Origin of the sequence: Caldimicrobium thiodismutans, assembly GCF_001548275.1 — a bacterium.
In the GTDB taxonomy this organism is placed as follows: domain Bacteria; phylum Desulfobacterota; class Thermodesulfobacteria; order Thermodesulfobacteriales; family Thermodesulfobacteriaceae; genus Caldimicrobium; species Caldimicrobium thiodismutans.
Window position 1 is genome coordinate 563,617 of the sequence record NZ_AP014945.1, and the last position, 25,701, is coordinate 589,317.

Consider the following 25,701-nt stretch of genomic DNA (forward strand, 5'->3'; position numbering starts at 1 on the left):
CTACAATTTTTGTCTATATTATAAGCATGACCTCTTTGCAAAATTTAAACAACTGAGGGACAAAAATGCCATATCTCCATAATTCCTTATTGAGAATTATAAAACTTTATTAAACTTTATCAAGGGAATGTATGCGTCCATATCTTTTGAGACTCAAGACGATTTTTTCAACTACTTCGGTGTAGGAAAATGAACCTGTATTTTGTAGGGGCTATGTGTTTGCCTGTTATATGTTCCCTTACATTATTGGGCAGACACGCAAGGGGCTTTCCCTACTCTTACCTCTTACCTTTTACCACTTTTTTTCTTGTAATGATCTGAACTTATGCAAAAAAAAGAGAGTAGAAAAGATCAAAAAAAATTTTATACTTTTACTAAATGGTTCGACCCTGCTTGTTAATTAGCAGATGCTTTTTTGAAGAGGTTAGATATGATGGGGGAAAAATTGTTGATCCCCTGGTTGAGAAATTAAAACCCTTTATTGAGGCTATACCCTTTTGCCCAGAGGCAGAGTTTGGTCTCGGTATCCCAAGGCCAAAAATTAGAGTTCTAAAAAAATATAACCAAAGGATCATCTGGCAGGAGGATACCAGAAGAGACTTAACCTTTGAGATGAGGAATTTTTTTATTCAATATCTTGCTTCTCTTTCCCAGATAGATGGAGCCCTTCTTAAGAGTAAATCCCCCTCTTGCGGAGTAGGTACAGCTACGCTTTATGAGGATGATAAAAAAGTTGGGAAAACAGATGGACTTTTTGCTCACATCTTTAAAAAAGTCTTTCCTGATTTACCTCTTGAAGACGAAGGCAGACTCAGAGATAAAAGCCTTTATTATAATTTTTTGACAAGAATTTTTATCCTGAGCCGTTTTAGAGTAGAGGTCAAAATTGAGAATCCTAAGAGCCTTCTTGATTTTCATACAAGGGCAAAGTTTCTCCTCAAAACCTATCATGAGGAATTAACTAAGGAAATGGGTAGACTTCTTGCGCGAGCAGAATCAGAAGAGGGTAAGTTTTTACATTATGAAACTTTATTAAAAGAAGCTTTAAAGAAAAGACCTGATAGAAAGAAACATGCCAATACTTTATATCACCTGGCAGGTTATTTCACTAAAAGGATAAGTCCTAAGGAAAGACATCATCTCATACATTTAATTGAAAAATTTGGACTTGGAAAAGTTGATTTACATGTGCCTTTGGAACTAATTAAAAGTTTTGCGCTTAGATTTGATGAGAATTATATATTAAGTCAAATTTATTTAGAACCCTTTCCAGCTGAGCTTTATTAAGGGTTAGTTCTCTAAAAATTCAACCCTAAAATCCTGTAAAATCTCTTGAACTAATTCTTTTTCCTTGGGATAAAAGGATATTGTGCAAAAACCCTTATGAGGATCAAGAATTGTAAGAATAGCTAAGTGATCATAACCCTCAAGAATGAATTTGAGAAAGGCAATTTTAGATGGCTCTATAATAAATTTAAATAAACTTCCCTTCACATGGATATGGAAAAGGGAAGAGGCCTTAGCCTCTTCCCTGAATTGTCAGGTTAAGAATTACTAAGCTTCTCTTGTCCTTGCCCTTCTTGAATTCTGGGGATTTCCAGCATCAATTACCTTTACTTTTGATGCCTGTTCTCCCTTGGGCCCTTGAATGACCTCAAACTCAACAGTTTGACCTTCTCTGAGGGTTTTAAAGCCCGGCATGTCAATGGCTGAAAAATGCACAAAGACATCACCACCCTCATCCTTAGAGATGAACCCATACCCCTTCTTCTCATCAAACCACTTAACCTTACCTCTAAACATGTTACTTAAACCTCCTTATGTTTGTTTCTTGAAAGGTAGATTACACCTAAAAAATTTTTTGTAAAGAGGGTAATAAAAAAATTTTTTTATAATAAAATAAAAGGGATGTTTTTGACCTTACCAGGTCCGTTAAAATATAAAGGTTTCAGACTTTTTATTACTGGTCATTTTCTATCTTTCACAGGTTCTTGGATCCAAAATACTGCTCTCCAGTGGATAATTTACAATCTTCACCACTCTACAGGAGAACTTGGTCTTTTTAATTTTTTGACCACCTTTCCTACGATTTTTGTTACCCTTCTTGCAGGTTTCATAATTGACCGATTTAATCGCAAAAGACTTCTTCAATTACTCCTTATTCTTGCCCTTTTTCCCCCTTTGGTTTTGGGAATTTTGTTACATTTTGGAATTTATTTATTCTGGGCCTTTTTACTTCTATCTTTTTTAGCCTCTGTTCTTTCCTCTATAGATATGCCCTTAAGACAGGTTTTTATTAGTGAAATTGTTCCCCCTCAATATTTAACCAGAGCCTTATCTCTTCAGGCCTCTTCTTTTAACAGTGCCCGTATGCTTGGGCCTGCTTTGGCAGGTTTTATAATGCAAATTTTTCCCATAAGTATATGTTTTTTTATCAACTTTATCAGTTATTTACCACTTTTTATCTTTACCTTTTGGATTAAAACCTCAGAAGATTTTTCAAGAAAATCTGAAAAATTTAATGTAATTAAGGAATTAAAACATTTTTTGAAATTTTTGACAGAAAATCTTGAATTTTCATTAATTTTGCTCCTTACAGCGTCTTTTACTTTTTTTGCAACTTCTATTATAATATTGTTACCAATGCTAACTTTTAAAATTTTACAGGGCTCAGCCAAAGAATTTGCCCTTCTTTCATCAGGCGTTGGAATAGGCGCTATAATGGGAGCTTTTTTCCTATTTCTTAAAAAAGAAATACCCTCTAAGATTTTTCATTTATTGAAAGCTCATGCCTTTTGGTTAACTGGTCTCCTAATTTTAACTTTTGCTAATACTTTTCCAACATATTTTATTAGTGTTATGCTTATAGGATTTTCATTTACCAACTTTTATCCTGTTGTAAATTCCTTTCTTCAAGAGAGATCTCCATCTGAATTAAGAGGAAAGGTGATGAGTCTTTTTTCAGTTGCCTTTCTCGGTATGGCACCTCTGGGACAAATTTCCATAGGATATATGGTTGAAATTTTGAATTATAAGGTTTTAATGATGGTATGGATTTTTTTAATTTTTATAGTAAATATGCCAATATTGTTTATCCTTAAAAATAAGGAAAAAAATGTCTGATCTAATTCTTAAGGCTCTTGATAATTTGGATAATCCTATTCTTATATTGAATAAAGGAACAGGGAAGATAGTCTATCATAATTCTAAGGCAAAATCTCTTCTTGATGAAATAGAAAGACAGGGGATTTGCCTAAAAATGGATCTTTTTCAGGAAAAAAAAATCCTTTTAACTATTGATTATCCAGTTCCCCTTATTTACTTTGGAACTTGTAAATTTCTGGATGATGAAAATATTTTAATTTCTTTTCAGGAATTTAGAAAGGATAAACCCTTTTCAGGTTTTCTTTTTGAGTTGCTTGAGGCCCTTCCAGTTTTAATATTTTTTTTGAAAGAGGATAAAATAATTTATGTTAATAGATTTGTAGAGACCCTTCTGGGATATCCAAGAGAAGAAGTAATAGGTAAGAGTTTAATAAAAGATCTTATCTGGGAGCTTGATAGACCTAAAGCAGAAGCGCATTGTAAAAAGGTTATGAAGGGGATTAGAGAAGAAGGAGTAATTTTTGCCCTTCAAGATAAATATGGAAGAATACGCAATTTTATATGGAATTGCTTTCTAACTCAGGATTGGGAGGGTGATCCTATTGTAATTTCCATTGCCTCAGATATTTCTGAATTACTTGAGCTCTCTCAAAAAATAGAAAAAATTCACAAGACCCAGACCTTTTCTGAATTTTTAAGGGGACTTGTGCATGATTTTAATAATGTTCTTCACACTATTCAAAGTTATCTGAAGGAACTTCGCTCTGCTCCGGTTAGTAAGATGGAAGGCCTTCTTTCCTCTATTGAAAAAACAATTTTTTCTTGGATTGATTTAAATAGAATATTATTGGATTATACCAAGGAAAGCCGAGAGATAAGACAGAAAAGAATTGACATAATTAATTTCTTTAAAGAAAACCTTGAAACCTTTCAACTGATTTTAGGAGACAATATTCAACTTTATCTTGATCTCGGATATTATAAGAGCCTTTTTACTCTTGGAGATTCTGCTTTCTGGCGATATATACTCTTAAATTTACTTTCCAATGCCAAAGATGCTATGGAAGGCAAAGGAGAAATATATTTGTCTATAAGCACTTATGATGATCAAATAAATAATAAAAAGTATGTGAAGTTATCGATTCGAGATACAGGCCCAGGGATTCCAGAAGATGTGCTGTCTAAGATTTTTGAGCCTTTTTTTACTACTAAGGAGAAAGGCAGTGGTCTTGGCCTTTTTCTGGTAAATCACCATATTAAAAATTTAGAAGGCTTTATAGAGGTTGAAAGTGAATTAAATAAAGGAACCACCTTTTACCTTTATGTGCCCCTTGTTTCAGAGAAACCTCTTTGTCCAGAACCCACGGAAATCTCATTGAAGGATAAAGTCATTTATCTTGTTGAGGATGAAGATGAAATTAGAGAATCCCTTAAAGTAGTATTAACAGAAAAGGGGGCTCGAGTCTTTGCTTTTGGGAAAGGAGAAGACCTTATAAATAAACTATCTTTTCTTGAGAAGCCTGATGTGGCTTTAATTGATTTAAATTTGCCTGATATGGAGGGAAGGGAGGTGGTATTTAGCCTCAATGAGGTTTTTCCTCATGTAAGGGTGATTTATATCACAGGTGATGTATTTATTTTATCCGAAATCCCTGAGGAAAGGGTCCTTTTAAAACCCTTTAAGATAGAGGATCTTTGCAGGAAAATTTCCTCTCTTTTAAATGAAGGATAAGGTTGAAGATTTTTTAAAGTTTTTAGAAGTAGAAAAAAATTATTCATCCCAGACCTTAAGGGCTTATAAAGTTGATCTATTGCAATTTCTTGAGTTTCTTAATCAGTCTAAGCAGACTCTCCAAGATGTAAGCCCCTTTATCTTAAAAATTTATATATTGGAATTAAAGAAAAAGGGACTTAAGGCCTCAAGTCTTACAAGAAAAATAAGTGCCCTTAAGAGTTTCTTTAAATTTCTATCTCAAAGGGGTGAGGTTAATAAGACTTTTTTCTTAAAGATAAATACTGGTAGAGTCAGAAGCCCTTTGCCTGAAGTGCCTTTTGAAGAGGAACTCAACCAAATGCTTGACAGTCTTGAAGGAGAAGATTTTGTCAGGCTTAGAACGAGGGCTATTCTTGAGCTCCTTTATGCAACAGGACTTAGAGTTTCTGAGGCTTCCAGCCTAAGACTTGAAGACTTATCCCTTGCTTCTTGTCTTCTCAGAGCCAAAGGTAAAGGTGGAAAGGAAAGGGTGCTTCCTATTGGAAAAAAGGCCTTGAGTGTGCTAACTAAGTATTTAGAAAAAAGGGAGTTACTCCTTAAGAAATTAAAAAAAGAAAGTCCCTATCTTTTTATCAATCAGAGGGGTGGAAAACTCTCTGAGAGATGGATCTTTGAGCTAATTAAAAAAGAGGGAATGCGCTATGGTCTTTTCAAGCTTCATCCTCATGCCTTAAGACATGCCTTTGCCACCCACCTTCTCAATGCTGGCATGGATTTACGCTCTATTCAAGAGCTTTTAGGACATAGCTCCCTTGCAACTACCCAGAAATACACTAAGGTCCAGTATGAATATCTTCTGCAAAATTATCTCAAAGCCCATCCCCGGGCTAATTCAAAAAAATCTTCCCCTTAGACCCGTATTGCCTCATTTAATTTTCTAAAGGAAATTATTTTACCTCCCCCTCCTTTTTATGGTCAATTTTTTCCCCGATAATAATTCCCTTTTTTCTCTAAATATGCTCTCTCAAGCATTTTCTGATATATCCTTATCTTTCTTCAAAGCTTCTTTACCTTTCAACCAACTCTTTCCCTTGAAATAAGCTTTGCGAAAGAACTAAGCTTGCAAATTTAAGAGGGACGAAATAGATAGTTTTTTGTGAAGGTTAAATAGAAGGGCTAAATTGCAGGTGATTTTTTATGAGGCAACGATAAAATTTCAAATAGATTTTTAATGAGGCAATTTGAGACCTTGGAAAAGCCTTTTTTAGGAATAAAATAGAGGAAAATTTTGGGGAGGAAGAGGGAGATGCTTGAGGAATCTCAGATAATCAAAGCGCGTTATGAAAAATTGGAGAAGCTTTTGCAAATGGGAATTAATCCCTATCCAAATGATTTTAAACCTAAGGATCGGGCTAAATATATCAAAGAAAGATATGGTGAATTAAGCCCTGAGGAGCTTGAAAGACATAAGGCCCTCTTTTCTGTCGCAGGAAGAATGGTAGCTAAGAGAGAGATGGGAAAGCTAATCTTTTCCCATCTTCAAGATGAGACAGATCGCATTCAGGTTCTCTTTGCTAAAAACGAACTTTCCTCGGAGACCTTTGACTTTGTAAAAAAATTCCTTGACCTTGGCGATATTGTTGGAATTGTGGGAAGGGTGATGAAGACCAAAACTGGAGAAATTACCCTTCTTGCAAAAGAGGTGAGGCTTCTTACCAAGTCTTTGAGGCCTTTACCTGAAAAATTTCATGGCTTACGAGATGTAGAGCTTCGTTATCGTATGAGATATCTGGATCTCATTATGAATCCAAAGGTAAAAGAAATCTTTCGCACAAGAACTCGGATTATTCAATATATTCGAGATTATCTAATCTCTGAGGGATTTCTTGAGGTAGAAACCCCTATGATGCAGCCCATCGTTGGGGGAGCAACAGCTAAACCCTTTGTAACTCATCACAATGCCTTGGATATGAATCTTTACCTGCGTATTGCCCCAGAACTTTATTTAAAGAGGCTACTTGTGGGTGGTTTTGAAAGGGTCTTTGAATTAAACCGCAACTTTAGAAATGAGGGTGTTTCAAGCAGGCACAATCCTGAGTTTACCATGCTTGAATTTTACGAGGCCTATGCGACTTATGAAGATCTTATAAGGAGAACAGAAGAAATTTTTTATGGTTTGGCCATAGATTTAATTGGTTCGCCAGGCCTTGAATACCAAGGAGAGACTATTGATTTTACTCCCCCCTTTAGAAGACTTCATTTTCTTGAATCACTTGTCTCCTTAGGTGGAGTGCCAAGGGAAATCCTTGGAGATAGAGACAAACTCCTCAATTTTTCAAAGGAAAAAGGGATAGAGCTAAATGTGAAAGACCCAAGAATTGGAAAGTGGTGGACGAAACTTTTTGAAGAGCTTGTTGAGCCAAAACTTATTCAGCCAACCTTTGTGCTGGAATATCCGATTGAGGTCTCTCCCCTTGCCAGAAGGAGTGACAAAAATCCAGAGGTAGCGGAGAGATTTGAGCTCTATATCGGAGGTAAAGAAGTAGCTAACGCCTTTTCAGAGCTTAATGATCCAAGGGATCAGAAGGAGCGCTTTGAGGCCCAGTTAAGGCTTCGAGATGTAGATGAAGAGATTCCTCCTGAAGTAGATTACGATTTTATTCGGGCCTTAGAATATGGGCTTCCCCCTTGCGCAGGTGAAGGTATAGGTATTGATAGAGTGGTTATGCTATTTACTGATTCACCTTCCATTCGAGAGGTTATTCTTTTTCCTCATCTGAGACGCAGAGAGGATTTGTGAGAAAATTTTTGTCCTGGGAACTCTGGTTAGCCTTAAGATACATTATATCTCCCAAAAGGGAGAGATTTACCGGTATTATAACCCTGATTGCTATAATAGGGGTCATCCTAAGTGTTTCAGCTCTAACAATTGTAAATGCAGTTATAACAGGGTTTAAGGAAGTTGTGGCAGAAAAGATATTGAGCCTGAATCCCCATTTAAGCATCACTTTTTATTCTCCAGAAGAGGGGAGAAAACTTATTCATATTATAGAAAAAAGCATCCCTAAGGAAGATCTCAGGACCTTACAACTCGTCTCCACTCAGCAGGGGCTTATTGTAAAAGGGGGACAACCCGTTGGCATAATTTTAAAAGCAGTAGATCTTTCCCGTTACAGTAAGGAAAAGGGCTTTAAGTATTTTAGGTATGAGCTCTCTTCCAGGGAAGAAGGTGGAATCCCTGTCATTATTGGAGCACGATTAAGAGATAAACTTGGGATTGCTCAAGGAGAAAGGCTTACCTATATTAGTATTGAAGGCTTTTATACACCCTTTGGTTTTTTCCCCAAAATAAATACCCTGGAAGTAATAGGTTTTTTTGAAACAGGAATTTATGATTACGATTTTAATCTCCTTTTCACTTCCTTTGATCTCTATACACAGAGAGTTACTCCGAGAAATTATTCCTTAGAGCTCAAATTAGGGGATCCCTTTAAATCTCAACATTATAAAACCATTCTTCAGAGAAATCTGGGTATAAGTTATTATATTCTTGACTGGCAAGAATGGAACAGAAATCTCTTTTCCGCCCTGAAAATGGAAAAACTTGGGCTTTTTGTAATTTTGAGCTTGATGGTTGCAGTTTCCCTTTTTACTATTCTTTCAGCCATGATTATGCTTGTCTCAGAAAAGAAGGGAGATATAGCTATTTTACAGGCTCTGGGAGCAACCTCTGGCAATATTCTTAAGATTTTTTTCTATGCCGGCTTTTTTCTCTCGGGAACTGGGGTCATTCTTGGTCTTTCTCTGGGAGTTTTTTTAAGTCTTCTTCTTTCTAAGTATCCTATTATTAAACTACCGGGAGAAGTTTATCCTGTAGAATATATGCCCATAAGTCTTCAGCTTACAGATCTATTATTGATTGGGGTTGTAGCTATCCTTATAAGTCTTCTTAGTTGTCTCTACCCTGCTAAAAAGGCAGCTCAATTTAGTCCAGCTGAGATATTGAGAAGGGAGTAGGAATGCTTCTGAGGGCTCATCAGATCAAAAAGGGATTCTCTAACGGCAAAAAAAGGATTGAAGTATTGAAGGGGATTAATTTTGAAGTAAATAAAGGGGAAAAGATTGCCATTCTTGGGCCTTCAGGATCAGGGAAAACCACTCTTTTAAATATTTTGGGAACTTTAGAAAGGCCCGATTCCGGAGAGGTTTTCTGGGAAGAAAAGGTATTAAATTTCCGAGATGAAAGGGAGCTCTCTTTTATTAGACGAAAAAAAATGGGCTTTGTCTTCCAGTTTTATCATCTCATGCCCGAACTTAATGTCCTTGAAAATATTATGCTTCCTGGTCTTATGGAGGGCTTGCCAAGAAAGGAGGCTCAAAAAAGAGGGGAAGAGCTACTTAAAAGACTTAAACTTTCTGAAAAGGCTTGGCAGAGAATTTATACCCTTTCAGGGGGAGAGCGTCAAAAAGTAGCCATTGCCAGAGCCATTTTTCTCTCCCCAAAAATACTTTTTGCAGATGAGCCAACGGGAAATCTTGATGCAGAAAGCGCAAAAGAAGTAGTTCAGTTATTTCTTGAGTTAAATCAGGAGCTTTCTTTAACCTTGGTTGTGGTGACCCATAATCTTGAGATTGCTAAAAAAATGGATAGAATCTATTTACTTAAAGAGGGTTTTCTTGTAGAATATAGTGAAACCTCTTTGAGGGAATCGGGTGACTAAAAAACTTTGGCTTTTTTTCTTTACAGTTCTTTTTTTCTCAACCACCCCCCTTTGGGCCTTGGATAAAATTTTAATTTATGAGCAAAAAAGTTTTGGAGAGCCTCAAAATGAAAAAGTTCTCACTACCTATCTTGAAGGCTTAAAGGAGAGGGTTAAAAAAGTAGGTTATGATCTCGAGATCAAGGGTTTTCCTGAGAAAACAGCTCTTGCTTTTTTAAAAACCGGTGAATACAGAGGGCTTGCAGAGGTTAAGCTTACTTTTATAAAGGATACCCTTAGCCTTGACTGGAAAATCTATAAGGTAGGCCAGAAAAATCCCTATTATTTTTATGTAGTGGGAAGATCCGATCGTCTTGAAGAGGTTTTTAGGGATACTTTAAAAGAGCTTGAGGCTATCTTAAAGGCAAAGGTCTTGATTGAGAAGATAAGATTTGTTGGAAATAAAAGGGTAGGGGAGGATCTGCTATTTCCTAAAATAAAAAGTAAAGGTGGGGACCTTCTTGATTTAAAGATTGTTAACGAGGATCTGAAGACTCTTTATAAACTTGGCTATTTTGAGAATGTGGAGGTTCAAATAGATGAAGGAGAAAGAGGGATAGATCTTGTTTTTAAGGTAAAGGAGCGGGAATCTATTAAAGAGATAACCTTCAAGGGCTTAAAGGAGGCTAAGAAAGAGGATCTGGCTAAAATTATTGAGTTAAAACCAGGAGATATTCCCACCCCAGAGAAATTGAATAAAGCCCTTGAGAACCTCAGAAGTTATTATGAGCAACTGGGTTTTCATGGGACAGAGATTAATCTTAAGACAGAGAAAGCCAGTCCAACCCAGATAAATCTTGTTTTTGAAATCAAGGAAGGTAAGAAAAAATATATTAAAAAAATTGAATTTCAGGGGAATAAGGCCCTTTCAGAAAAGGAACTAAAGGGTTATCTCTCTGTTTCAGAAAAGAGCGCCTTTTCACCTATTAAAAAGTATACTCGTTATATAACCCAGTTTGTGAGCCCTGAACCTCAAGCAGAACCTGGGGTTTATAACCTGGCTTATCTCTACAGAGACCTTGGAAAAATTGAAACTGCTTATAAAAACAAAGGGTATATTGAGGTAAAAATTGGTGAACCCCAGATTTCTGAAGAAGCAGACGGAGTGGTTATTAAGATTCCCATAGAAGAGGGGCCTCAATACAGGGTTAAAGAAGTAAAAATTGAGCAAGATCTCTTTCCCATTGAGGAAGTGACTAAAAGACTTAAGACTCAACCTGGAAAGGTCTTTAGTCTTGGAGAGCTTAAAGAGGATGAGGTAGTGCTTACTCATCTCTTTTCAGATTTTGGCTATGCTTATGCTAAGGTGGACACAAGTTTTGATAAAGTTCCAGAGGGAAACCTTCTTAAGGTAAGTTTCAAAGTTGATAAGGGGCCTGTGGTTTTTATAAATCGTATTGATATCGAAGGGAATACTAAGACCAGAGATAAAGTTATTCGTAGAGAGATACTTCTTTCAGAGGGTTGGCCTTATTCCGGGAAGCGTTTAGAAAAGAGTGAAGAAAGATTGAGAAGGCTTGGTTACTTTGAGGATGTTAAGATTGAAAAAGAAAAGGGAGTTAAAGAAGAGGATCTAAATCTCAAGGTAAAAGTAAAGGAGGCCTTAACAGGAACATTCAGTATCGGTGCAGCTTATAGTTCCAGTGACAAACTTGTCTTTATGACGGAGGTCTCCCAGAGAAACTGGCTTGGTAAAGGACAAAAAGTGAGTATCTCAGCCAAAATTGGCTCCCGATCATCAAGGTATTCCCTTAACTTTTTTGATCCTTATTTCAGAGATACACGCTATTCCTTAGGTTGGTCCCTCTATAATTATGAAACTAAATATGAGGACTTTACCAAGGATAGTACAGGAGGTTCTCTTAAGCTTGGCTATGTCTTTACTCCAGAGTTTTCCGCTTATCTTGGCTATAGATATGATGATTCTAAACTTAAGGATGTTTTGAACAACGCCTCGGTAATTATTAGAGAATCTCAGAAGATTCATGTTACCAGTGCTATGGAGCTTGGGGCAGTCTATGATTCAAGAAACCGCTTCTTTCTTCCCACAAAAGGCTGGTATCACGAATTAGGGTTAAGTTATGCAGGTGGATTTCTGGGAGGGGATAGTAGATTTATTAAGTTTACCGGAGAACATCAGGTTTATTTTCCCATTAAAAAAATCACAGGTCACCTTGTCTTTGGTTATGGTTATATAACAGAAGGCTCAGGTAAAACAGTGCCTGTTTTTGAAAGATTTTATTTGGGTGGTATATCCTCAGTTAGAGGCTATAAATTTGGAGATATTTCCCCCATTGATCCAGATACAAAGGAAAGGATTGGGGGAACGAGAATGTTTTATTTCCAAGGGGAAAGTATTTTTCCTCTGATTAAGAGCATCAATCTTAATGGAGTTCTCTTTTACGATATGGGTTCTGTATGGAGCAAACAATATCAGTTCAGTTCTTCAGAGATCAGAAAGAGCATAGGTGTAGGTATTAGATGGTTTTCTCCTCTCGGGCCTTTAAGAATAGAATGGGGTTATAATATCGATAAAAAACCTGGTGAAGACAGCTCTAACATTAATTTTCAAATTGGAGGAGGTTTTTAAAGGAGCTTGCAATTTTGGATAATTATATTAAATTTGAGCTCAAAAGGTAAAGGAGGAGAGCAGAATGTCCAAGATATGTGAGGTCTGTGGGAAAAAACCTGTTTGTGGAAATAAGGTCAGCCACTCTAATAAAAGATCCAGTCGCTGGTGGTATCCCAATATTCAAAGTATAAGGGTTAAGCTCCCCAGTGGGCAGATTAAGAGGATGAAGGTTTGTACCCGGTGTATAAAGGCCGGTAAAATTCAAAAAGCTGTGAGTTAAACAAGTTTTCTTTCAACCTTTAGAACTCCCTCAACCTTACTTATATTGGCAATGACCTTATCTAAATGTCCCCGGTCTGAAACCTCAACATAGATTTCAAAGAAGGCCTTTTTATCCGGGGTGGTTTTAACCTCGGCCTTGAGGATATTGCCCTCAGCACTTGCAATAGCAGAGGAAACATTGGCTAAAAGACCTTTTCTGTCAAGGGAAACCACATAAAGATGAGCAGGATAGGTTTTCCCATCTGGTTTTTCCCATTTTACCTCAATAATTCTTTCGGGATCAAGATCTGCTAAGTTTGGACAGTCGGTGCGATGCACTGAGATTCCCTTTCCACGGGTGATATACCCCACAACTTCATCACCTGGAATAGGTCTACAGCACTGGGCTAAATGAAAGAGCAAATCAGAAGATCCATCAGCAACTAAACTAAGGCCTGGTTTTTTTTCAGGAATTTTGGTTTCAGGCACTTTATGATAACTTATTACTTCATGTGGAGCCTCTTCAATCTTTGGAAATCCCTTGTTTATTTCACTATAGGACTTGATAACCTGTTTAGGGTTTAGTTTCCCTGTTCCAAGTAAAACAAATAATTCCTCAGAAGATTTTAATCCCAGTTTCTGTAATAACTCTGCAAAGAGGGGTTCCCTTTGAAAATCATTTAGGCTGTAGTTGTATTTTTTAAGTTCCCGTAGAATGAGCTCCTTTCCAACAGCAATTTGTCTTTCTCTTTCCTCATGTTTGAACCATTGTTTGATACGGGACCTGGCACGGCTTGTTTTAACAAATTTTAGCCAGTCTCGGCTTGGTTTTTGATGAGGGGAGGTCTCAACACGCACGACATCCCCTGTCTCAAGCTTGTAATCAAGAGGCACTAACTTTTCATTAACATAGGCCCTTACACAGCGATGTCCTATTTCTGTATGAATACTATAGGCAAAGTCAACTGGTGTGGAATCAACAGGTAGAACAATTACATCCCCTTTAGGGGTAAAAACATAGATTTCCTCTGGGAAGAGATCAAGCTTTAAGGATTCCAGAAATTCCCGTGGGTGTTTAAGTTCCCTCTGAAGTTCTATAAGCTTAGCAATCCACTCAAATTGTTTGTATTTTGAGGAATCAACGACTGCGCCCTCTTTGTATAAAAAGTGAGCGGCAATTCCCTCATTGGCAATTTTATCCATATATTCAGTGCGGATTTGGATCTCAATTTTTTTCCCATCAGGTCCTATAACTGTAGTGTGGAGGCTTTGATACATATTTGGTTTAGGAAGGCTGATATAATCTTTAAATCTTCCGGGCACGGGTTTCCAGAGGGAATGCACAAGTCCCAGGGTTTTATAGCATTCTTCAATAGAATTTACAATTATTCTAAACCCAATCAGATCATAGATTTGATCAAGATCATTTATAGTAAGATTATATTTTTGAAGTTTACGATAGACACTATAGAGATGTTTTACCCTTCCCAGAACCTCACCTTTTATGTGATTTTCTTTGAGGAGGTTAGTTAATATTTCTTTTACCTTTTCAACAAAACCTTTTGCCTCTTTTATTCTTTTTTCAACCTCTATCTTGAGTTTCCTATAATCTTCAGGATAGAAATATTTAAAAGAGAGGTCTTCAAGTTCTGTTTTAACCCAATCAATACCGAGTCTACCAGCTAAGGGTGCATAAATCTCAAGGGTTTCCTGAGCAATTCTTTTTTGTTTATGTTCTGGCATGGCCTCTAAGGTTCTCATATTGTGAAGTCTGTCTGCCAGTTTGACTAAAATGACCCTGAGGTCTTTAGCCATGGCAAGTAAGATCTTTCTTAAGTTTTCTGCCTGTTTGGTAATTTTATCCGAATAACCTGGTAAATTTTTAAGCTTGGTTACTCCTTCAACAATGGTGGCTACATCTTTGCCAAATTCCTTTTCAATGGTTTCAATGGGGAATTGACAATCTTCCACTGCATCGTGAAGAAATCCAGCGGCAATAGTGGGAAGATCAAGCTTCATTTGAGCAAGAATGAAAGCAACTTCCATAGGATGGGCTAAATAGGGCTCACCTGATTTTCTAATCTGACCATCATGCAGCTTGGCAGCCCATTCATAGGCTTTTTCAACAAGACGCGTATTAACACCAGGTAGATAGCTCTGTATCTGATCTAATATTTTGCCCAAAGAAACCTGACTTTCTATCATATAGTTTAATATTAAATCTAAATCTAAAATTAAAAAACATCAAGAGAGTGTTTGCGTCCATATCTTTTGAGGCTCTATAGGATTTTTTCTTAGGGCGCAACACAAATTAAATCTCTCCACATACCCATTCCCCTTCGGAAAGAAAGGATAAATAATCTGCAAAATCTTTCCTTAAGTAGAGGTTTAAAATTTTAAACCCCTACATGGGGCTTATGATTTTTCTATTTGCAAAAGGAGTTTTCTGGATATTTTCGGCAAAATTGTGAGATTTCTTCAGAGAGAAGCCCCTTAGTTTCAAGCTCTGCCTGTTTTAATTCCTGCCAGAGCTGACAATTTGGATTTTGGGGTAAAATTTTGGTGCAAAAAAGGAAAAGATTGCTTCTGAAACTTTTTTGGCAGAATTTTTCTTTTGGATTTTTAGAACAAAAATCTTTGATATCTTTATAAATTAAGCTTTTAACTTCAAGCCTTTTTTGTCTGATTTCAAACCATCTTTGACAAAGGGGACTTGAAGAGGAAATTTTAGTGCAGTAAGTGTTTATATCCCTTTCGGATTTAATAGGAGATTTGTGAGAATCTTGGGCAGAAATACTCCCAAAAAAAAGACATAAAAGACCAAGACTTAAAAAAAGTTTTTTAACCATGGCAAAAAGATATTTGCAAAAAATATACCCTTTACAATTATATAAATTTGCTTCTTTGAAAGCCTAAGCTTACAAAAAAGTCAGTAATTTCCAACTAAATTGACGAATTTTTCTATAATTTTTTCTGTTGAAAGACCATATTTTTTTCTTAAAGTTTTAAGATCCCCCTGTTCAACAAAATGGTCAGGAAGACCCAGATAGCCAAACTTCACATATATCCCTTCTTCAAGAAGTAATTCAGAAACACTTGATCTTAGGCCCCCCAAAATAGAATTTTCTTCCACAACTAAGACTTTACCAGTTTTTTTGGCATATTCTAAAAGGAGCTCCCTATCTAAGGGTTTTAAAAATCTTACATTAATAACAGCTACAGAAAATCCTTTTTTTTCAAGCTCTTCTCCAGCCTTCAATGCAGGATAGCACATACTTCCTATAGCAAAGATAGCTCCATCTTTACCTTCCTTAAGCACTTCTGCCTTTCCCGATGGAATAAAGCTAAAGTTTTCATCTATCTTAACTCCTATGGCCTCACCTCTCGGATATCTTATGGCACAGGGCCCTTCATACTTAAGGGCACTAAAAAGGAGATTCCTGAGTTCTTTTTCATCCTTTGGAGCACAAATTATCAAATCGGGAATAGGTCTAAGATAAGAAAGGTCAAAGGCTCCATGGTGGGTTGGGCCATCCTCACCCACAAGACCTGCCCTATCAATGGCAAATATAACTTTGGCTTTATTTAGAGCTACATCGTGAATGATCTGGTCATAAGCCCTTTGTAAAAAGGTTGAATAAATAGCACAGACTGGAATAAAACCCTCCAAAGCAAGACCTGCTGCAAAGGTAACCGCATGTTGTTCACATATACCTACATCAAAGAACCTATCGGGATATTTTTGGGCAAACTTTTTTAACCCTGTTCCAGACTTCATGGCAGCGGTTATGGCAATAAGTCTTGGTTCAAGCTCCGCAAGCTTCACTAAGGTATCACCAAAGACCTCTGTATAAGAAGGTGGGGCTCCTTCGGATTTGAGAGGTCTTCCTGTTTCAAGGTTGAAAGGACCAATTCCGTGAAAGGTCTCTGGATCAGCTTCAGCAGGGGGATAACCTTTGCCTTTTTTAGTTACCACATGAAAGATAATAGGTCCCTTTAACTCTTTTAAATTTTTTAATATCTCAATCAGGGTATCCAGATCATGACCATCAACAGGCCCAACATATTCAAAATTAAGGGCTGTAAAAAGAGCTCCTGGTGTGACTGCCATTTTTAAGAGATCTTCGCCTTTTTTGAAGATATGAAGAAGATTGTCTCCTCCAGGTAGCCTGGGGACTATTTTTTCAATCTCTTTTTTTATAAATCGGGCAAGATTTCCGGTCATCCTTTTGGAAACAAAGCTTGATAGGGCCCCTACATTTGGTGAGATGGACATTTCATTATCATTAAGAATGATAAGAAGATCCTCTCGTAGATATCCAGTGTTATTAAGGGCTTCAAAGGCCATTCCTGCTGTGATCGAACCATCTCCAATGACCACTATGATTTTTCCCGTCTCTCCTTTAATTCTTCGGGCTACTGCCATTCCAAGACCAGCTGATATTGAGGTACTGCTGTGTCCGGTATCAAGCACATCATAAGGGCTCTCTGCTCTTTTGGGGAATCCGGCAAGGCCTTGGAAGGTTCTTAGGGTCTTAAAGGCATCCCTTCTCCCTGTGAGAATCTTGTGAGTATAACACTGATGACCCACATCCCAGATAATTTTATCTTTTGGGGTATCAAAGACATAATGGAGAGCAAGGGTAAGCTCCACAACCCCTAAATTTGGAGCAAGATGCCCCCCATTTTTGGATACCACATCAAGAATTAATTTTCTTATCTCCTCAGCAAGTAATTTAAGCTGAGAGGGCTTTAATTTTTTCAGATCCTCAGGACCTTCTATTTTAGAAAGTAAACTCATGTTAACTTATCCTCTGTAAGAGATAATGAGTTAAGATCTCTAAGAGTTCCCCCTTTTCCCCCAGGGGAGCTAAACTATCTATAGCCTCTTGAGTAGTTTTTTCAGCAAGCCTTTTTGTTTTCTCAAGACCAAAGAGAGAAGGGTAGGTGAGTTTCCCTTTTTTAAGGTCAGATTTAGCGGGTTTTCCCATCTGCTTTTCATCGCCAATAAGATCCAGAAGGTCATCAGTTATCTGAAAGAGAAGGCCAAATTTTTTTCCAAATCTGGATAGAATTTTAAGGGTCTTTGCAGGGATCCCAGCAAGGATAGCCCCGCTGACAAGAGAGGCCTCAATCAGGGCTACCGTTTTATGTTCATGAATCCATCTCAACAATTTTAAATTACCTTTTTTGCCTTCGGAGAGAAGGTCTGCCATCTGTCCACCAACCATGCCCTGAAGTCCTGAGGCCTTAGCAATATAATTAATCGCCTTCAAAAGGACCTTGGGATTAATCTTTTTTACTACCTCTGGATGAGTAAACCACTCATAGGCTAAGGCCTGAAGGCCGTCACCAGCTAAGATAGCGGTTGCTTCATCAAAAGCCTTATGACAGGATGGTTTCCCTCTCCTAAGGTCATCATTATCCATACAGGGCAGGTCATCATGAATAAGGGAATAGGTGTGAATACATTCTATACCACAGGCAAAGGGCAAGATCTCCTCAGATTTTTTGTCCCCAAGTTCATATCCCATAAGACAAAGAATGGGACGCAGTCTTTTCCCTCCGGCAGAGAGACTATAATAGGAGGCAGAGATTACTCTTTCTCCATAGGATCTCTCCTTAGGAAATAATTCCTCTAAAGTTTTTTCAATGAGGAAACGCTTCTCCTCTAAATAGGTCTTAAGTTTGTCAAAATTATCCATTTTTCAGTTTTTCCTTAGCGGAATCTAAATCTTCCAAAATAAAAGTATCTTTTTCTTTTAGAATTACTTCAACCTTAAGTCTTGCCTCCTTGAGGCGATTTTCACAAAGGTGAATGAGCTTGACTCCCTCTTCATAAAGAGCTATTGCCTTTTCAAGTTCAAGATCTTTTTGTTCAAGTTCTCTCAGAATCTCCTCAAGTCTATTAAGAGCTGATTCAAAGGAGAGTTGGCTAAGATCTTTAATACTCATTTTTTCACCTTTATGACCTCAGCATAGATTTTACCTTCGGCTAAGGTTATCTCAATGGAATTTCCAGTCATCACTTCTGTAGCAGATTTGATAATTTTCCCATCAGGTAAGATTTTAACGATACTATAACCTTTTTCAAGGATATTGTAAGGAGAAAGTGAAAAAAGGAGCTTTTTTAGACCTCTGAGTTTTTCTTCCTGTAAGGCAATCTTTTTTTCAGGATCATTGCTTTCAAGCCTCCTTTGTAGGCTTAAAAGAAGACCTTCTTTTCTTTGCAGGAGTGAGGTTACCTTCTGATAAAGGGAAAAGCTAAAGTCCCTTAAAAGTTTTTCTGTCTTTGAGAAAAGAAGGACTGGATTTTTTTCTTGGAGGGAGACCTGGTAGGACTTAAGGATTCCTTCTGAAGTAGTAAGCTTAAGGTCAAAGAGGTGATGGAGTTTTTTCTTTAAAATCTCTAAGCGTTCTAAAATCTCCCTTTTATCAGGAAAAATCTCTTGAGCAGCAGCTGAGGGTGTAGGAGACCTTTTATCTGCAGCAAGATCACAAAGGGTTAAGTCTATTTCATGTCCAACTGCCGAGACTATGGGAATCCGAGAGTCAAAGATACTAAGAATTAGCTCCTCTGTATAAAATGGTGCCAGATCTTCTGTTGACCCTCCTCCTCTTGTAATGACAATTAGATCTAAATCTGGAAAATAGGTATTCAAATCCTCAATAGCCTTAGATATTTCAAGATGAGCACCTTCACCTTGAACCTTTACAGGATAAAGAAGGATGTGAGCTCCCCAGCGAGCTTGACTTACTTTAAGAAAATCTTGCAAGGCTGCCCCAAAAAGAGAGGTTATAAGAGCAACCTTTTTAGGAAAGGGGGGAAGCCCTTTTTTTACTTCAGGGCTAAAAAAAGGCTTATACTTCTGCAATAAAAATTCCTTTCTAAGTTGGAGAAGTCCTATACCCAGGGGTTCAAGTTTGCGAATAATAAAGAAGACCTCTCCAGATCTGGGAAAAAGAGTAAGTTTCCCATAAGTAAGAACTTTCAAGCCCTCTCTTAGGAGCTCAGAAGCTATAAATTCCCTCTGATCCCTAAAAATTATTCCTTTGAGAGAGGCCTCCTCATCTACCAGATTGAGATAAAGGTTACCATTCTGGCTATGTCTTAAACTTGAGATTTCTCCTTCTATCCAGAGATAGGGAAAATTGTCATCCAGAAGTCCTTTTATTCTTTGAGAGACCTCTTTGACAGTCCAATAAAATTTTTCTTCCCATTGCCCTGAGGTAAAGTAATTTGTTTCCGGTCTCATCAATCTTAAATATAGGTTTATTTTAAAAAATAAAAAGCCCTTCAAAGGAGATTTTTGCATAAGTTCAGATCCTTACAAGAAAAAAGGGAGGGGTGGTAAAAGAGAAATTAGATATCTATACAATGGAGGCTTTACAAGTCTGAAAGTAACACAGGCAATCTTGCCTGTGGAAGTAAATTACACTCCAATCTGTGAAAGAAACACAGACAAGAATGTCTATACTACAACAGACCCACAAAAAATTCAAGAGGTTTAAAATTTTAAACCCCTACTATTTAGATTTTGCAGATTATTTATCCTTTCTCTCCGAAGGAAAATGGGTATGTGGAGAGATTTAATATGTGTTACGCCCTAAGAAAAAATTTTTTTTAAGTCTCAAAAGATATGGACGCAAACAATTCCTTTGCTTTTAGTGAAAAATGAGGCATAATAATAATGAATGAAGTGTCCTAAATGCAAAGAGCCAGAAACCAGAGTTATAGACTCGCGCATTATTGAAGATGGCTTTACTATTCGTAGAAGGAGAGAGTGTTTGAAATGTGGTTATCGCTTCACAACCTATGAAAAGCTTGAACTTGATATTGTGATTGTTAAGAAAGATGGAAGGAGAGAACCTTATAGCCGTGAAAAGCTCCTATCAGGTATTCGGAAAGCCTGTCATAAACGGCCTATAAGTGAAGAGACCATAAAAGCCTTTGTTAATGAGCTTGAGCTTGATTTGATTCAAAGAGGTGAGCGAGAGATACCTGCAAGTTTCCTTGGTGAGAGAGTTATGTCAGTCTTAAAGAAATGGGATAAGGTAGCTTATATCCGTTTTGCCTCGGTTTATAAGGATTTTCAGGATGTAGATGAATTTTTGCATAGTATTAAGGAGCTAAGTAATGAATGATCCTAAGGAGAGATTGATTTTTCCCCTTGATTTTCAGGAGCTCAAAGAGGCCCTTTTCTGGGTAGAAAGACTCTCCCCCTATGTGGGATTATTTAAAATAGGTCTTGAACTCTTTACTAAAGAGGGCCCAAGGGCTATTGAAGAGGTAAAGAAGAGAAGCACAGCCGGAATATTTCTTGATTTAAAACTTAATGATATCCCAAATACCATTGCTGGAGCAGTAAGGTCTGCATGCTCCTTAGGGGTGAGTTTTTTGACGGTGCACATTCTCTCTGGCCGAAAGGCTCTGGAATCAGCAGTAAAATCTGCAGAAGGTGGGCTTAAAATTCTCGGGGTAACCATTCTTACCTCTCTGGATAAGGCTGATCTGCTTGAGTTAGGTTTTAATGGAGAACTACTTTTTAATCTTGAGGATCTTGTTTTTAAATTTGCCCTCCTTGCTAAAACTACAGGGTGTGATGGATTAGTAACCTCACCCCGAGAGGTCAAAATATTAAAAGAGAGCTTTCCTCAGTTAATAACAATTGTGCCAGGAATTAGATTGGAATCTTCACCCAAAGATGATCAGCAGAGGACAGCAACCCCCTATGAGGCTATTCGAAGAGGTGCAGATTATTTAGTTGTGGGAAGACCCATAAGAGAAGCCAAAGATCCTGAAAAGGCCTTGGAATCAATTTTAAAAGATATTCAAAGGGCCCTTCAAGATTAGTATGCTTAAAAGAGCAGTTGTTGATTTACCTTTGCATACGGGAAGGTGTCCAGCCTGGCTCTTTGAGAAAATGAAGAGACTTAGCCGGGCTATAATGCTCATCATTTATCAGGAGTTTGGAAGAAAAGAGCTTCTTAAAAGGCTTTCCGATCCTTACTGGTTTCAGGCCTTGGGATGTCTTCTTGGCTTTGATTGGCATTCCTCAGGCCTTACTACTACTCTTTGTGGGGCTATAAAAAGCGGGCTTGAACCACATTTTAAGGAATTGGGCTTTTATATCTGTGGAGGTAAGGGTAAAAGAGCCCTTTCTACCCCCAAAGAAATTGAATTTTGGGGTGAAAAATTGGCCCTTAAAAGTGAAGCCTTTAAATATATAACCCTAAGCCGACTGATTGCAAGGATTGATAATAATGCCTTGCAAGATGGATTTAACCTTTATTTTCATACCTTTATTTTTACTGAAGATGGGGCCTGGGCGGTGATTCAGCAAGGAATGGATGAAAACTCCTGTTATGCCAGAAGGTATCACTGGTCAAGCGAAGAGGGTAAAGACTTTTTTTCAGATCCCCATACAGGAATCTTTTCAGTTCTAAAAAGGGAGGAGGTGTTGAATCTTGTTTCCTCAGATAGTAAAGAAATCAGAGCTTCAATGCTTCTAATACTTAAAGAGAATCTGTCTAATATTCTAAAAGAGATAAGGTCTTCTGAAAAACTTTTCTTTAAAAGGGCGCATCCCTTAGGATACGAAGATATACCTTTGAAGGTATTACCTAAGATTTGGGAAAGGACCTATGCAAATCCACCTCAGGATTTTAAAGACCTACTTTTAACCCCAGGCCTTGGAGCAAAAGCCTTAAGGGCCCTTACCTTAACAGCTGAACTTATCTTTGATGCTAAGGCCTCTCGTATAGATCCCCTTCACTATGCCTATGCCCATGGGGGTAAGGATGGTTATCCCTATAAAGTTAATCGTAGAATTTACGAAAATACTATAGCTGAACTTGAAGATATACTTCATAAGGCCCCTATTGCTACTTCTGAAAAAGGAGAGCTCTTAAAGAAGTTACCAAGTCTTTTTAGATAAGTAGTTAAAATTCTTTAAAATTCTGAAAATTTTTTATTTTTCAAGGCCTAAATTTTAGTTATTTTCTAAAGATAGACAATTTTTGCTCTTGACTTTTAAATTATTTTTTAAAAAATTTTCCCTTAAGGAGGGGGGGATAATTTTGGATATCTGGGATTATTTAAAGGAAAAACAGAAGTTTATTTATAAGCACTGGTTAGAATCTTTCTGGGACTCCTTTGGTGAAAGTTCAGCCTATTTAAAACGCGAGGCAGATCAGTTTACCAATCCTTTTGCTTATCATGTGGAGGAATGTTTTAAAGGGATCCTTAAATCTATAGTAGAGGAATTTGATTGGGAGGTAATTGATCCTTTTCTTGATCGATTAGCTCAAATCAGGGCTGTTCAGGAAGGAGTTCCCTCAAAGGCTGTAAAATTTTTAGTAGATCTAAAGGGCATTATTCGTGAAAATTTTGGTGAAGACATTTTGAAAATATTTGGGCTTGAAGCCTTTTTGAGACTTGAAGATAGAATAAATTCTCTTTTAATAAGATATATTGATTTTTACCAAAAGTATCGGGAGAGATTATTTGAGATTCGTTTAGATGAGTTTAAAAGGAATAATTTTCTTCTTTTAAAAAGAGCAGGGTTAGTGGTTGATCAAAATATAGAAGATCCTTTTTCTATAGAAAAAAAACATTGAGTGAGGGGAGTGGCTTATGAACTTAGTATTTAGTATCCTTATGCTTATCATTTTAATCCTTATCCCCGTGATAGGGGTAGGGGCTCTTGGCCTTAATAGTTTATTTGCTATTTTTATTCCCTATTTGGGATTTGCTCTCTTCTTTTTTGGTTTGATTTATCGCATGATAGATTGGGCCCGCTCTCCACAACCTTTTAAAATTCCCACTACCTGTGGTCAACAGAAAAGTCTTTCCTGGATTAAAAGAAGCAGGCTTGAATCACCAGCTACCACTTGGGAAGTTTATTTAAGAATGTTTTTTGAGGTCTTTCTATTCAGGTCACTCTTCAGGAATCTAAGGGCAGATTTTGATGGAAAGCGTCTCATCTATGGATCAGCTAAATGGCTCTGGCTTGGAGCTATTTTATTTCATGTATCATTTTTGATTATTTTAATCAGACACCTTAGATTCTTTGTTTATCCAGTTCCCGGGGTTATAACAACTATTGATTTTGTTGATAGTTTCTTCCAGCTGGGTCTTCCTCCTATTTATCTAACAGACGCATTAATTCTTGCAGGACTCGGCTTTCTTCTTTTGAGGAGGCTTATTGATGCTAAGGTAAATTATCTATCCTATGCCTCAGATTATTTTCCCCTCTTATTAATTATTACTATTGCTGCTACAGGTATCTTGATGAGGCTTTATATTAAACCCGATTTATATGCTATAAAACAATTAGCTTATGGACTTGCCACCTTTAATCCTGTCATGCCTGAAGGAAAATTAAGTCTTCTCTTTTATATTCATCTCTTTCTTGTTAGTTCATTAGCAGCCTATTTTCCCTTTAGTAAGCTTGTGCACATGGTTGGTGTCTTTTTTAGTCCCACAAGAAATATGGCTAATGATAACAGGATGAAAAGACATGTTAATCCCTGGGATTATCCTGTTAAATATACCACCTATTGTGATTGGCAGGAAAAGTTTAGAGATGTTATGGAAGAGGCTGGAATTCCCATTGATGATGAATGGTGTAAAGAAACTCAAAAGCAGGCCTAAGGAGGAGGAAAGAGATGAGTAAACTTCCCAAACCAGATGAATTACTCAAGGATTTGGATTTACATAAAACACCTGAAAAGCATTGGATGGATATTGCGCCTGAATTTAAGCCAGGCAAGTTTTGTTATGCTGTTGAGCCTCAAGTTATGGAAGATCTTGGAAGGCCCCATCTTGGAAAATGGCAACCTTATGATGAAAAATGGCCCTTACCTGATGATTGGAAAGAGCGTATTTTAAAGGGAATTCGTGATCGCATGGAAAGATTTAGATCCTTCAAGCTTTTTATGGATATATGTGTGAGATGTGGGGCTTGTGCTGATAAATGCCATTATTTTCTTGGATCAGGCGATCCAAAAAACATGCCTGTTTTAAGAGCAGAACTAATTAGATCCATTATTAAGGGAGAATTTTCCTTTTTTGGTAAGCTCTTTGGAAGAATGGCTGGGGCTCGTCCTTTAACTGAAGAGGTCTTAAAAGAATGGTTTTATTATTTTTATCAGTGCACTGAATGTAGAAGGTGTTCTGTTTTTTGCCCTTATGGAATTGATACGGCAGAAGTTACTATAATAATGAGAGATCTTTTACACGAGCTTGGTATAGCTACAGACTGGGCAATGAAGCCAGTAAGATTTTCTCATTTTATAGGTAATCATATCGGACTTCAGCCTCATACTATAAAAGAAAATATAGAGTTTCTATTAGGCGACATAGCAGAGATTACAGGATTAAATATAGAAGTTCCAATAAATAAGAAAGGAGCTGAAATCCTTTTTGTTACTCCCTCTGCAGATTTTTTTGCTGATCCAGGTATATATACCTTTATGGGGTATGTTCTTTTATTTCATCACATTGGTCTTGATTATACTATTAGTACCTATGCCTCAGAGGGAGGAAATTTTGGATTTTTTAATGCTGTAGAACTGGCTAAAAAACTTCATGCTAAGATTTATGAAGAAGCCAGGAGGCTTAAAGTAAAATGGATCCTTGGTGGAGAGTGTGGTCACATGTGGAGGGTCTGGCATCAGTATCATAATACTTGGTTTGGACCCTTTAATTACATGGATATTCCAAGATCTCCAATAACTGGAACAGTCTTTGAACATGCTAAGGACAATAAAATAGTGCATATCTGTGAGTTTACAGCAGATCTTATAGCACATGGGAAACTTAAATTTGATCCTTCCAGAAATGATCATGTAATTGTTACATTCCATGATTCATGTAACACTTCCAGGGGTATGGGAATCTTTGAGGAGCCCAGATTTATCTTAAAGAATGTCTGCAATAATTTTGTAGAGATGCCTGAAAACACCATTCGAGAAAAGACCTTTTGCTGTGGAAGTGGTTCTGGTTTAAATGCAGACGAATATATGGAGATGAGAATGAGAGGGGGGTTCCCACGAGCCAATGCTGTGCAATATGTAAATCAGAAATATGGAGTAAATACAATGGCTTGTATATGTGCTATTGATAGGGCAGTATTGCCCACTCTTATGAAATATTGGGTTCCCGGAGTGGAAATAGCAGGAGTTCATGAGTTAGTTGGAAATGCCCTGATAATGGAGGGTGAAAAGGAAAGAACAACCGACCTCAGATATAGACCACTAAAAGGAATGGAAGAGGAGGTATAAGT

Annotated in this window: 23 protein-coding genes; 15 read left to right on the plus strand and 8 right to left on the minus strand. The window is 37.3% G+C overall.

Features of this window, described 5'->3' with window-relative positions:
- The first annotated feature begins 378 nt into the window (after window positions 1-378).
- Entirely contained in the window at window positions 379-1,287 is a 909-nt protein-coding gene (locus THC_RS02810) for a YbgA family protein (RefSeq protein WP_068513032.1), read from the plus strand.
- A 3-nt stretch (window positions 1,288-1,290) separates the two neighbouring features.
- Here the strand turns inward: THC_RS02810 and THC_RS02815 are convergent, their stop codons facing one another.
- A complete protein-coding gene (locus THC_RS02815; protein ID WP_068513035.1) occupies window positions 1,291-1,494 on the minus strand; it encodes a DUF4911 domain-containing protein in 204 nt (67 codons plus the stop codon).
- Between the two features lie 60 nt (window positions 1,495-1,554).
- A complete protein-coding gene (locus tag THC_RS02820) occupies window positions 1,555-1,803 on the minus strand; it encodes a cold-shock protein (RefSeq protein WP_068513038.1) in 249 nt (82 codons plus the stop codon).
- Between the two features lie 105 nt (window positions 1,804-1,908).
- Here THC_RS02820 and THC_RS02825 point away from each other — a divergent pair, with 105 nt between their 5' ends.
- From THC_RS02825 to rpmB, 8 genes are all read left to right on the plus strand, one after another.
- Window positions 1,909-3,123 (plus strand): MFS transporter, encoded by a 1,215-nt coding sequence (locus tag THC_RS02825; RefSeq protein WP_068513041.1) that lies wholly within the window; start codon window positions 1,909-1,911, stop codon window positions 3,121-3,123.
- On the plus strand, window positions 3,116-4,837 hold the full coding sequence (locus THC_RS02830; RefSeq protein WP_068513045.1) for an ATP-binding protein: 1,722 nt from the start codon (window positions 3,116-3,118) through the stop codon (window positions 4,835-4,837). The genes THC_RS02825 and THC_RS02830 overlap by 8 nt, the downstream gene beginning before the upstream one ends.
- The gene (gene xerA / locus THC_RS02835; RefSeq protein ID WP_068513048.1) at window positions 4,827-5,732 is read left to right on the plus strand and encodes a site-specific tyrosine recombinase/integron integrase; all 906 of its coding nucleotides are present in this window, start codon (window positions 4,827-4,829) and stop codon (window positions 5,730-5,732) included. Before THC_RS02830 ends, xerA begins: the two co-directional genes overlap by 11 nt.
- A gap of 393 nt (window positions 5,733-6,125) precedes the next feature.
- Entirely contained in the window at window positions 6,126-7,619 is a 1,494-nt protein-coding gene (gene lysS, locus THC_RS02840; protein WP_068516590.1) for a lysine--tRNA ligase, read from the plus strand.
- Window positions 7,616-8,836: an FtsX-like permease family protein gene (locus tag THC_RS02845; RefSeq protein WP_068513051.1), complete on the plus strand. Its 1,221-nt coding sequence runs from the start codon at window positions 7,616-7,618 to the stop codon at window positions 8,834-8,836. Before lysS ends, THC_RS02845 begins: the two co-directional genes overlap by 4 nt.
- Window positions 8,837-8,838: 2 nt before the next feature.
- The gene (locus THC_RS02850; protein WP_068513054.1) at window positions 8,839-9,540 is read left to right on the plus strand and encodes an ABC transporter ATP-binding protein; all 702 of its coding nucleotides are present in this window, start codon (window positions 8,839-8,841) and stop codon (window positions 9,538-9,540) included.
- Window positions 9,533-12,169, plus strand: a complete 2,637-nt coding sequence (gene bamA / locus THC_RS02855) for an outer membrane protein assembly factor BamA (protein ID WP_068513057.1) — start codon at window positions 9,533-9,535, stop codon at window positions 12,167-12,169. The genes THC_RS02850 and bamA overlap by 8 nt, the downstream gene beginning before the upstream one ends.
- 64 nt (window positions 12,170-12,233) lie before the next feature.
- Entirely contained in the window at window positions 12,234-12,431 is a 198-nt protein-coding gene (gene rpmB / locus THC_RS02860) for a 50S ribosomal protein L28 (protein WP_068513059.1), read from the plus strand.
- Here the strand turns inward: rpmB and THC_RS02865 are convergent.
- The 6 genes from THC_RS02865 to xseA form a co-directional block, all read right to left on the minus strand.
- Window positions 12,428-14,617 (minus strand): RelA/SpoT family protein, encoded by a 2,190-nt coding sequence (locus THC_RS02865; protein ID WP_068513062.1) that lies wholly within the window; start codon window positions 14,615-14,617, stop codon window positions 12,428-12,430. The genes rpmB and THC_RS02865 overlap by 4 nt on opposite strands.
- 221 nt (window positions 14,618-14,838) lie before the next feature.
- Window positions 14,839-15,261 carry a hypothetical protein gene (locus THC_RS02870; RefSeq protein WP_068513065.1) on the minus strand — a complete coding sequence of 141 codons (423 nt, stop codon included), beginning with the start codon at window positions 15,259-15,261 and terminating at the stop codon, window positions 14,839-14,841.
- Between the two features lie 80 nt (window positions 15,262-15,341).
- The gene (gene dxs, locus THC_RS02875; protein ID WP_068513068.1) at window positions 15,342-17,213 is read right to left on the minus strand and encodes a 1-deoxy-D-xylulose-5-phosphate synthase; all 1,872 of its coding nucleotides are present in this window, start codon (window positions 17,211-17,213) and stop codon (window positions 15,342-15,344) included.
- Between the two features lies 1 nt (window position 17,214).
- A complete protein-coding gene (locus THC_RS02880) occupies window positions 17,215-18,117 on the minus strand; it encodes a polyprenyl synthetase family protein (RefSeq protein WP_068513071.1) in 903 nt (300 codons plus the stop codon).
- Window positions 18,110-18,367 (minus strand): exodeoxyribonuclease VII small subunit, encoded by a 258-nt coding sequence (gene xseB / locus THC_RS02885; RefSeq protein ID WP_068513074.1) that lies wholly within the window; start codon window positions 18,365-18,367, stop codon window positions 18,110-18,112. The genes THC_RS02880 and xseB overlap by 8 nt, the downstream gene beginning before the upstream one ends.
- Window positions 18,364-19,668 (minus strand): exodeoxyribonuclease VII large subunit, encoded by a 1,305-nt coding sequence (xseA, locus tag THC_RS02890; RefSeq protein WP_231938396.1) that lies wholly within the window; start codon window positions 19,666-19,668, stop codon window positions 18,364-18,366. Before xseA ends, xseB begins: the two co-directional genes overlap by 4 nt.
- A gap of 439 nt (window positions 19,669-20,107) precedes the next feature.
- Between xseA and nrdR the strand changes: the two genes are divergently transcribed.
- From nrdR to dsrK, 6 genes are all read left to right on the plus strand, one after another.
- Window positions 20,108-20,557: a transcriptional regulator NrdR gene (nrdR, locus tag THC_RS02895; RefSeq protein WP_068513080.1), complete on the plus strand. Its 450-nt coding sequence runs from the start codon at window positions 20,108-20,110 to the stop codon at window positions 20,555-20,557.
- Entirely contained in the window at window positions 20,550-21,266 is a 717-nt protein-coding gene (gene pyrF, locus THC_RS02900) for an orotidine-5'-phosphate decarboxylase (RefSeq protein ID WP_068513083.1), read from the plus strand. The genes nrdR and pyrF overlap by 8 nt, the downstream gene beginning before the upstream one ends.
- A 1-nt stretch (window position 21,267) precedes the next feature.
- Window positions 21,268-22,350, plus strand: a complete 1,083-nt coding sequence (locus THC_RS02905) for a DUF763 domain-containing protein (protein WP_068513086.1) — start codon at window positions 21,268-21,270, stop codon at window positions 22,348-22,350.
- A gap of 142 nt (window positions 22,351-22,492) precedes the next feature.
- Window positions 22,493-23,032 (plus strand): RsbRD N-terminal domain-containing protein, encoded by a 540-nt coding sequence (locus THC_RS02910; protein ID WP_167344315.1) that lies wholly within the window; start codon window positions 22,493-22,495, stop codon window positions 23,030-23,032.
- A 16-nt stretch (window positions 23,033-23,048) separates the two neighbouring features.
- Window positions 23,049-24,068, plus strand: a complete 1,020-nt coding sequence (gene dsrM, locus THC_RS02915) for a sulfate reduction electron transfer complex DsrMKJOP subunit DsrM (protein WP_068513092.1) — start codon at window positions 23,049-23,051, stop codon at window positions 24,066-24,068.
- Window positions 24,069-24,082: 14 nt separating this feature from the next.
- Entirely contained in the window at window positions 24,083-25,699 is a 1,617-nt protein-coding gene (gene dsrK / locus THC_RS02920; RefSeq protein WP_068513095.1) for a sulfate reduction electron transfer complex DsrMKJOP subunit DsrK, read from the plus strand.
- The last annotated feature ends 2 nt before the right edge of the window (window positions 25,700-25,701 follow it).

What these genes read in the sequence shown, in the direction of transcription:
- THC_RS02810 (WP_068513032.1), top strand. Translation starts at nt 379, where the DNA reads ATGGTTCGACCCTGCTTGTTAATTAGCAGATGCTTTTTTGAAGAGGTT.
- dxs (WP_068513068.1), bottom strand. Translation starts at nt 17,213, where the DNA reads ATGAGTTTACTTTCTAAAATAGAAGGTCCTGAGGATCTGAAAAAATTA.
- rpmB (WP_068513059.1), top strand. Translation starts at nt 12,234, where the DNA reads ATGTCCAAGATATGTGAGGTCTGTGGGAAAAAACCTGTTTGTGGAAAT.
- THC_RS02850 (WP_068513054.1), top strand. Translation starts at nt 8,839, where the DNA reads ATGCTTCTGAGGGCTCATCAGATCAAAAAGGGATTCTCTAACGGCAAA.
- THC_RS02825 (WP_068513041.1), top strand. Translation starts at nt 1,909, where the DNA reads ATGTTTTTGACCTTACCAGGTCCGTTAAAATATAAAGGTTTCAGACTT.
- pyrF (WP_068513083.1), top strand. Translation starts at nt 20,550, where the DNA reads ATGAATGATCCTAAGGAGAGATTGATTTTTCCCCTTGATTTTCAGGAG.
- xseB (WP_068513074.1), bottom strand. Translation starts at nt 18,367, where the DNA reads ATGAGTATTAAAGATCTTAGCCAACTCTCCTTTGAATCAGCTCTTAAT.
- nrdR (WP_068513080.1), top strand. Translation starts at nt 20,108, where the DNA reads ATGAAGTGTCCTAAATGCAAAGAGCCAGAAACCAGAGTTATAGACTCG.
- THC_RS02870 (WP_068513065.1), bottom strand. Translation starts at nt 15,261, where the DNA reads ATGGTTAAAAAACTTTTTTTAAGTCTTGGTCTTTTATGTCTTTTTTTT.
- xseA (WP_231938396.1), bottom strand. Translation starts at nt 19,668, where the DNA reads ATGAGACCGGAAACAAATTACTTTACCTCAGGGCAATGGGAAGAAAAA.
- THC_RS02830 (WP_068513045.1), top strand. Translation starts at nt 3,116, where the DNA reads ATGTCTGATCTAATTCTTAAGGCTCTTGATAATTTGGATAATCCTATT.
- lysS (WP_068516590.1), top strand. Translation starts at nt 6,126, where the DNA reads ATGCTTGAGGAATCTCAGATAATCAAAGCGCGTTATGAAAAATTGGAG.
- THC_RS02820 (WP_068513038.1), bottom strand. Translation starts at nt 1,803, where the DNA reads ATGTTTAGAGGTAAGGTTAAGTGGTTTGATGAGAAGAAGGGGTATGGG.
- xerA (WP_068513048.1), top strand. Translation starts at nt 4,827, where the DNA reads ATGAAGGATAAGGTTGAAGATTTTTTAAAGTTTTTAGAAGTAGAAAAA.
- dsrK (WP_068513095.1), top strand. Translation starts at nt 24,083, where the DNA reads ATGAGTAAACTTCCCAAACCAGATGAATTACTCAAGGATTTGGATTTA.
- THC_RS02905 (WP_068513086.1), top strand. Translation starts at nt 21,268, where the DNA reads ATGCTTAAAAGAGCAGTTGTTGATTTACCTTTGCATACGGGAAGGTGT.
- THC_RS02865 (WP_068513062.1), bottom strand. Translation starts at nt 14,617, where the DNA reads ATGATAGAAAGTCAGGTTTCTTTGGGCAAAATATTAGATCAGATACAG.
- THC_RS02880 (WP_068513071.1), bottom strand. Translation starts at nt 18,117, where the DNA reads ATGGATAATTTTGACAAACTTAAGACCTATTTAGAGGAGAAGCGTTTC.
- dsrM (WP_068513092.1), top strand. Translation starts at nt 23,049, where the DNA reads ATGAACTTAGTATTTAGTATCCTTATGCTTATCATTTTAATCCTTATC.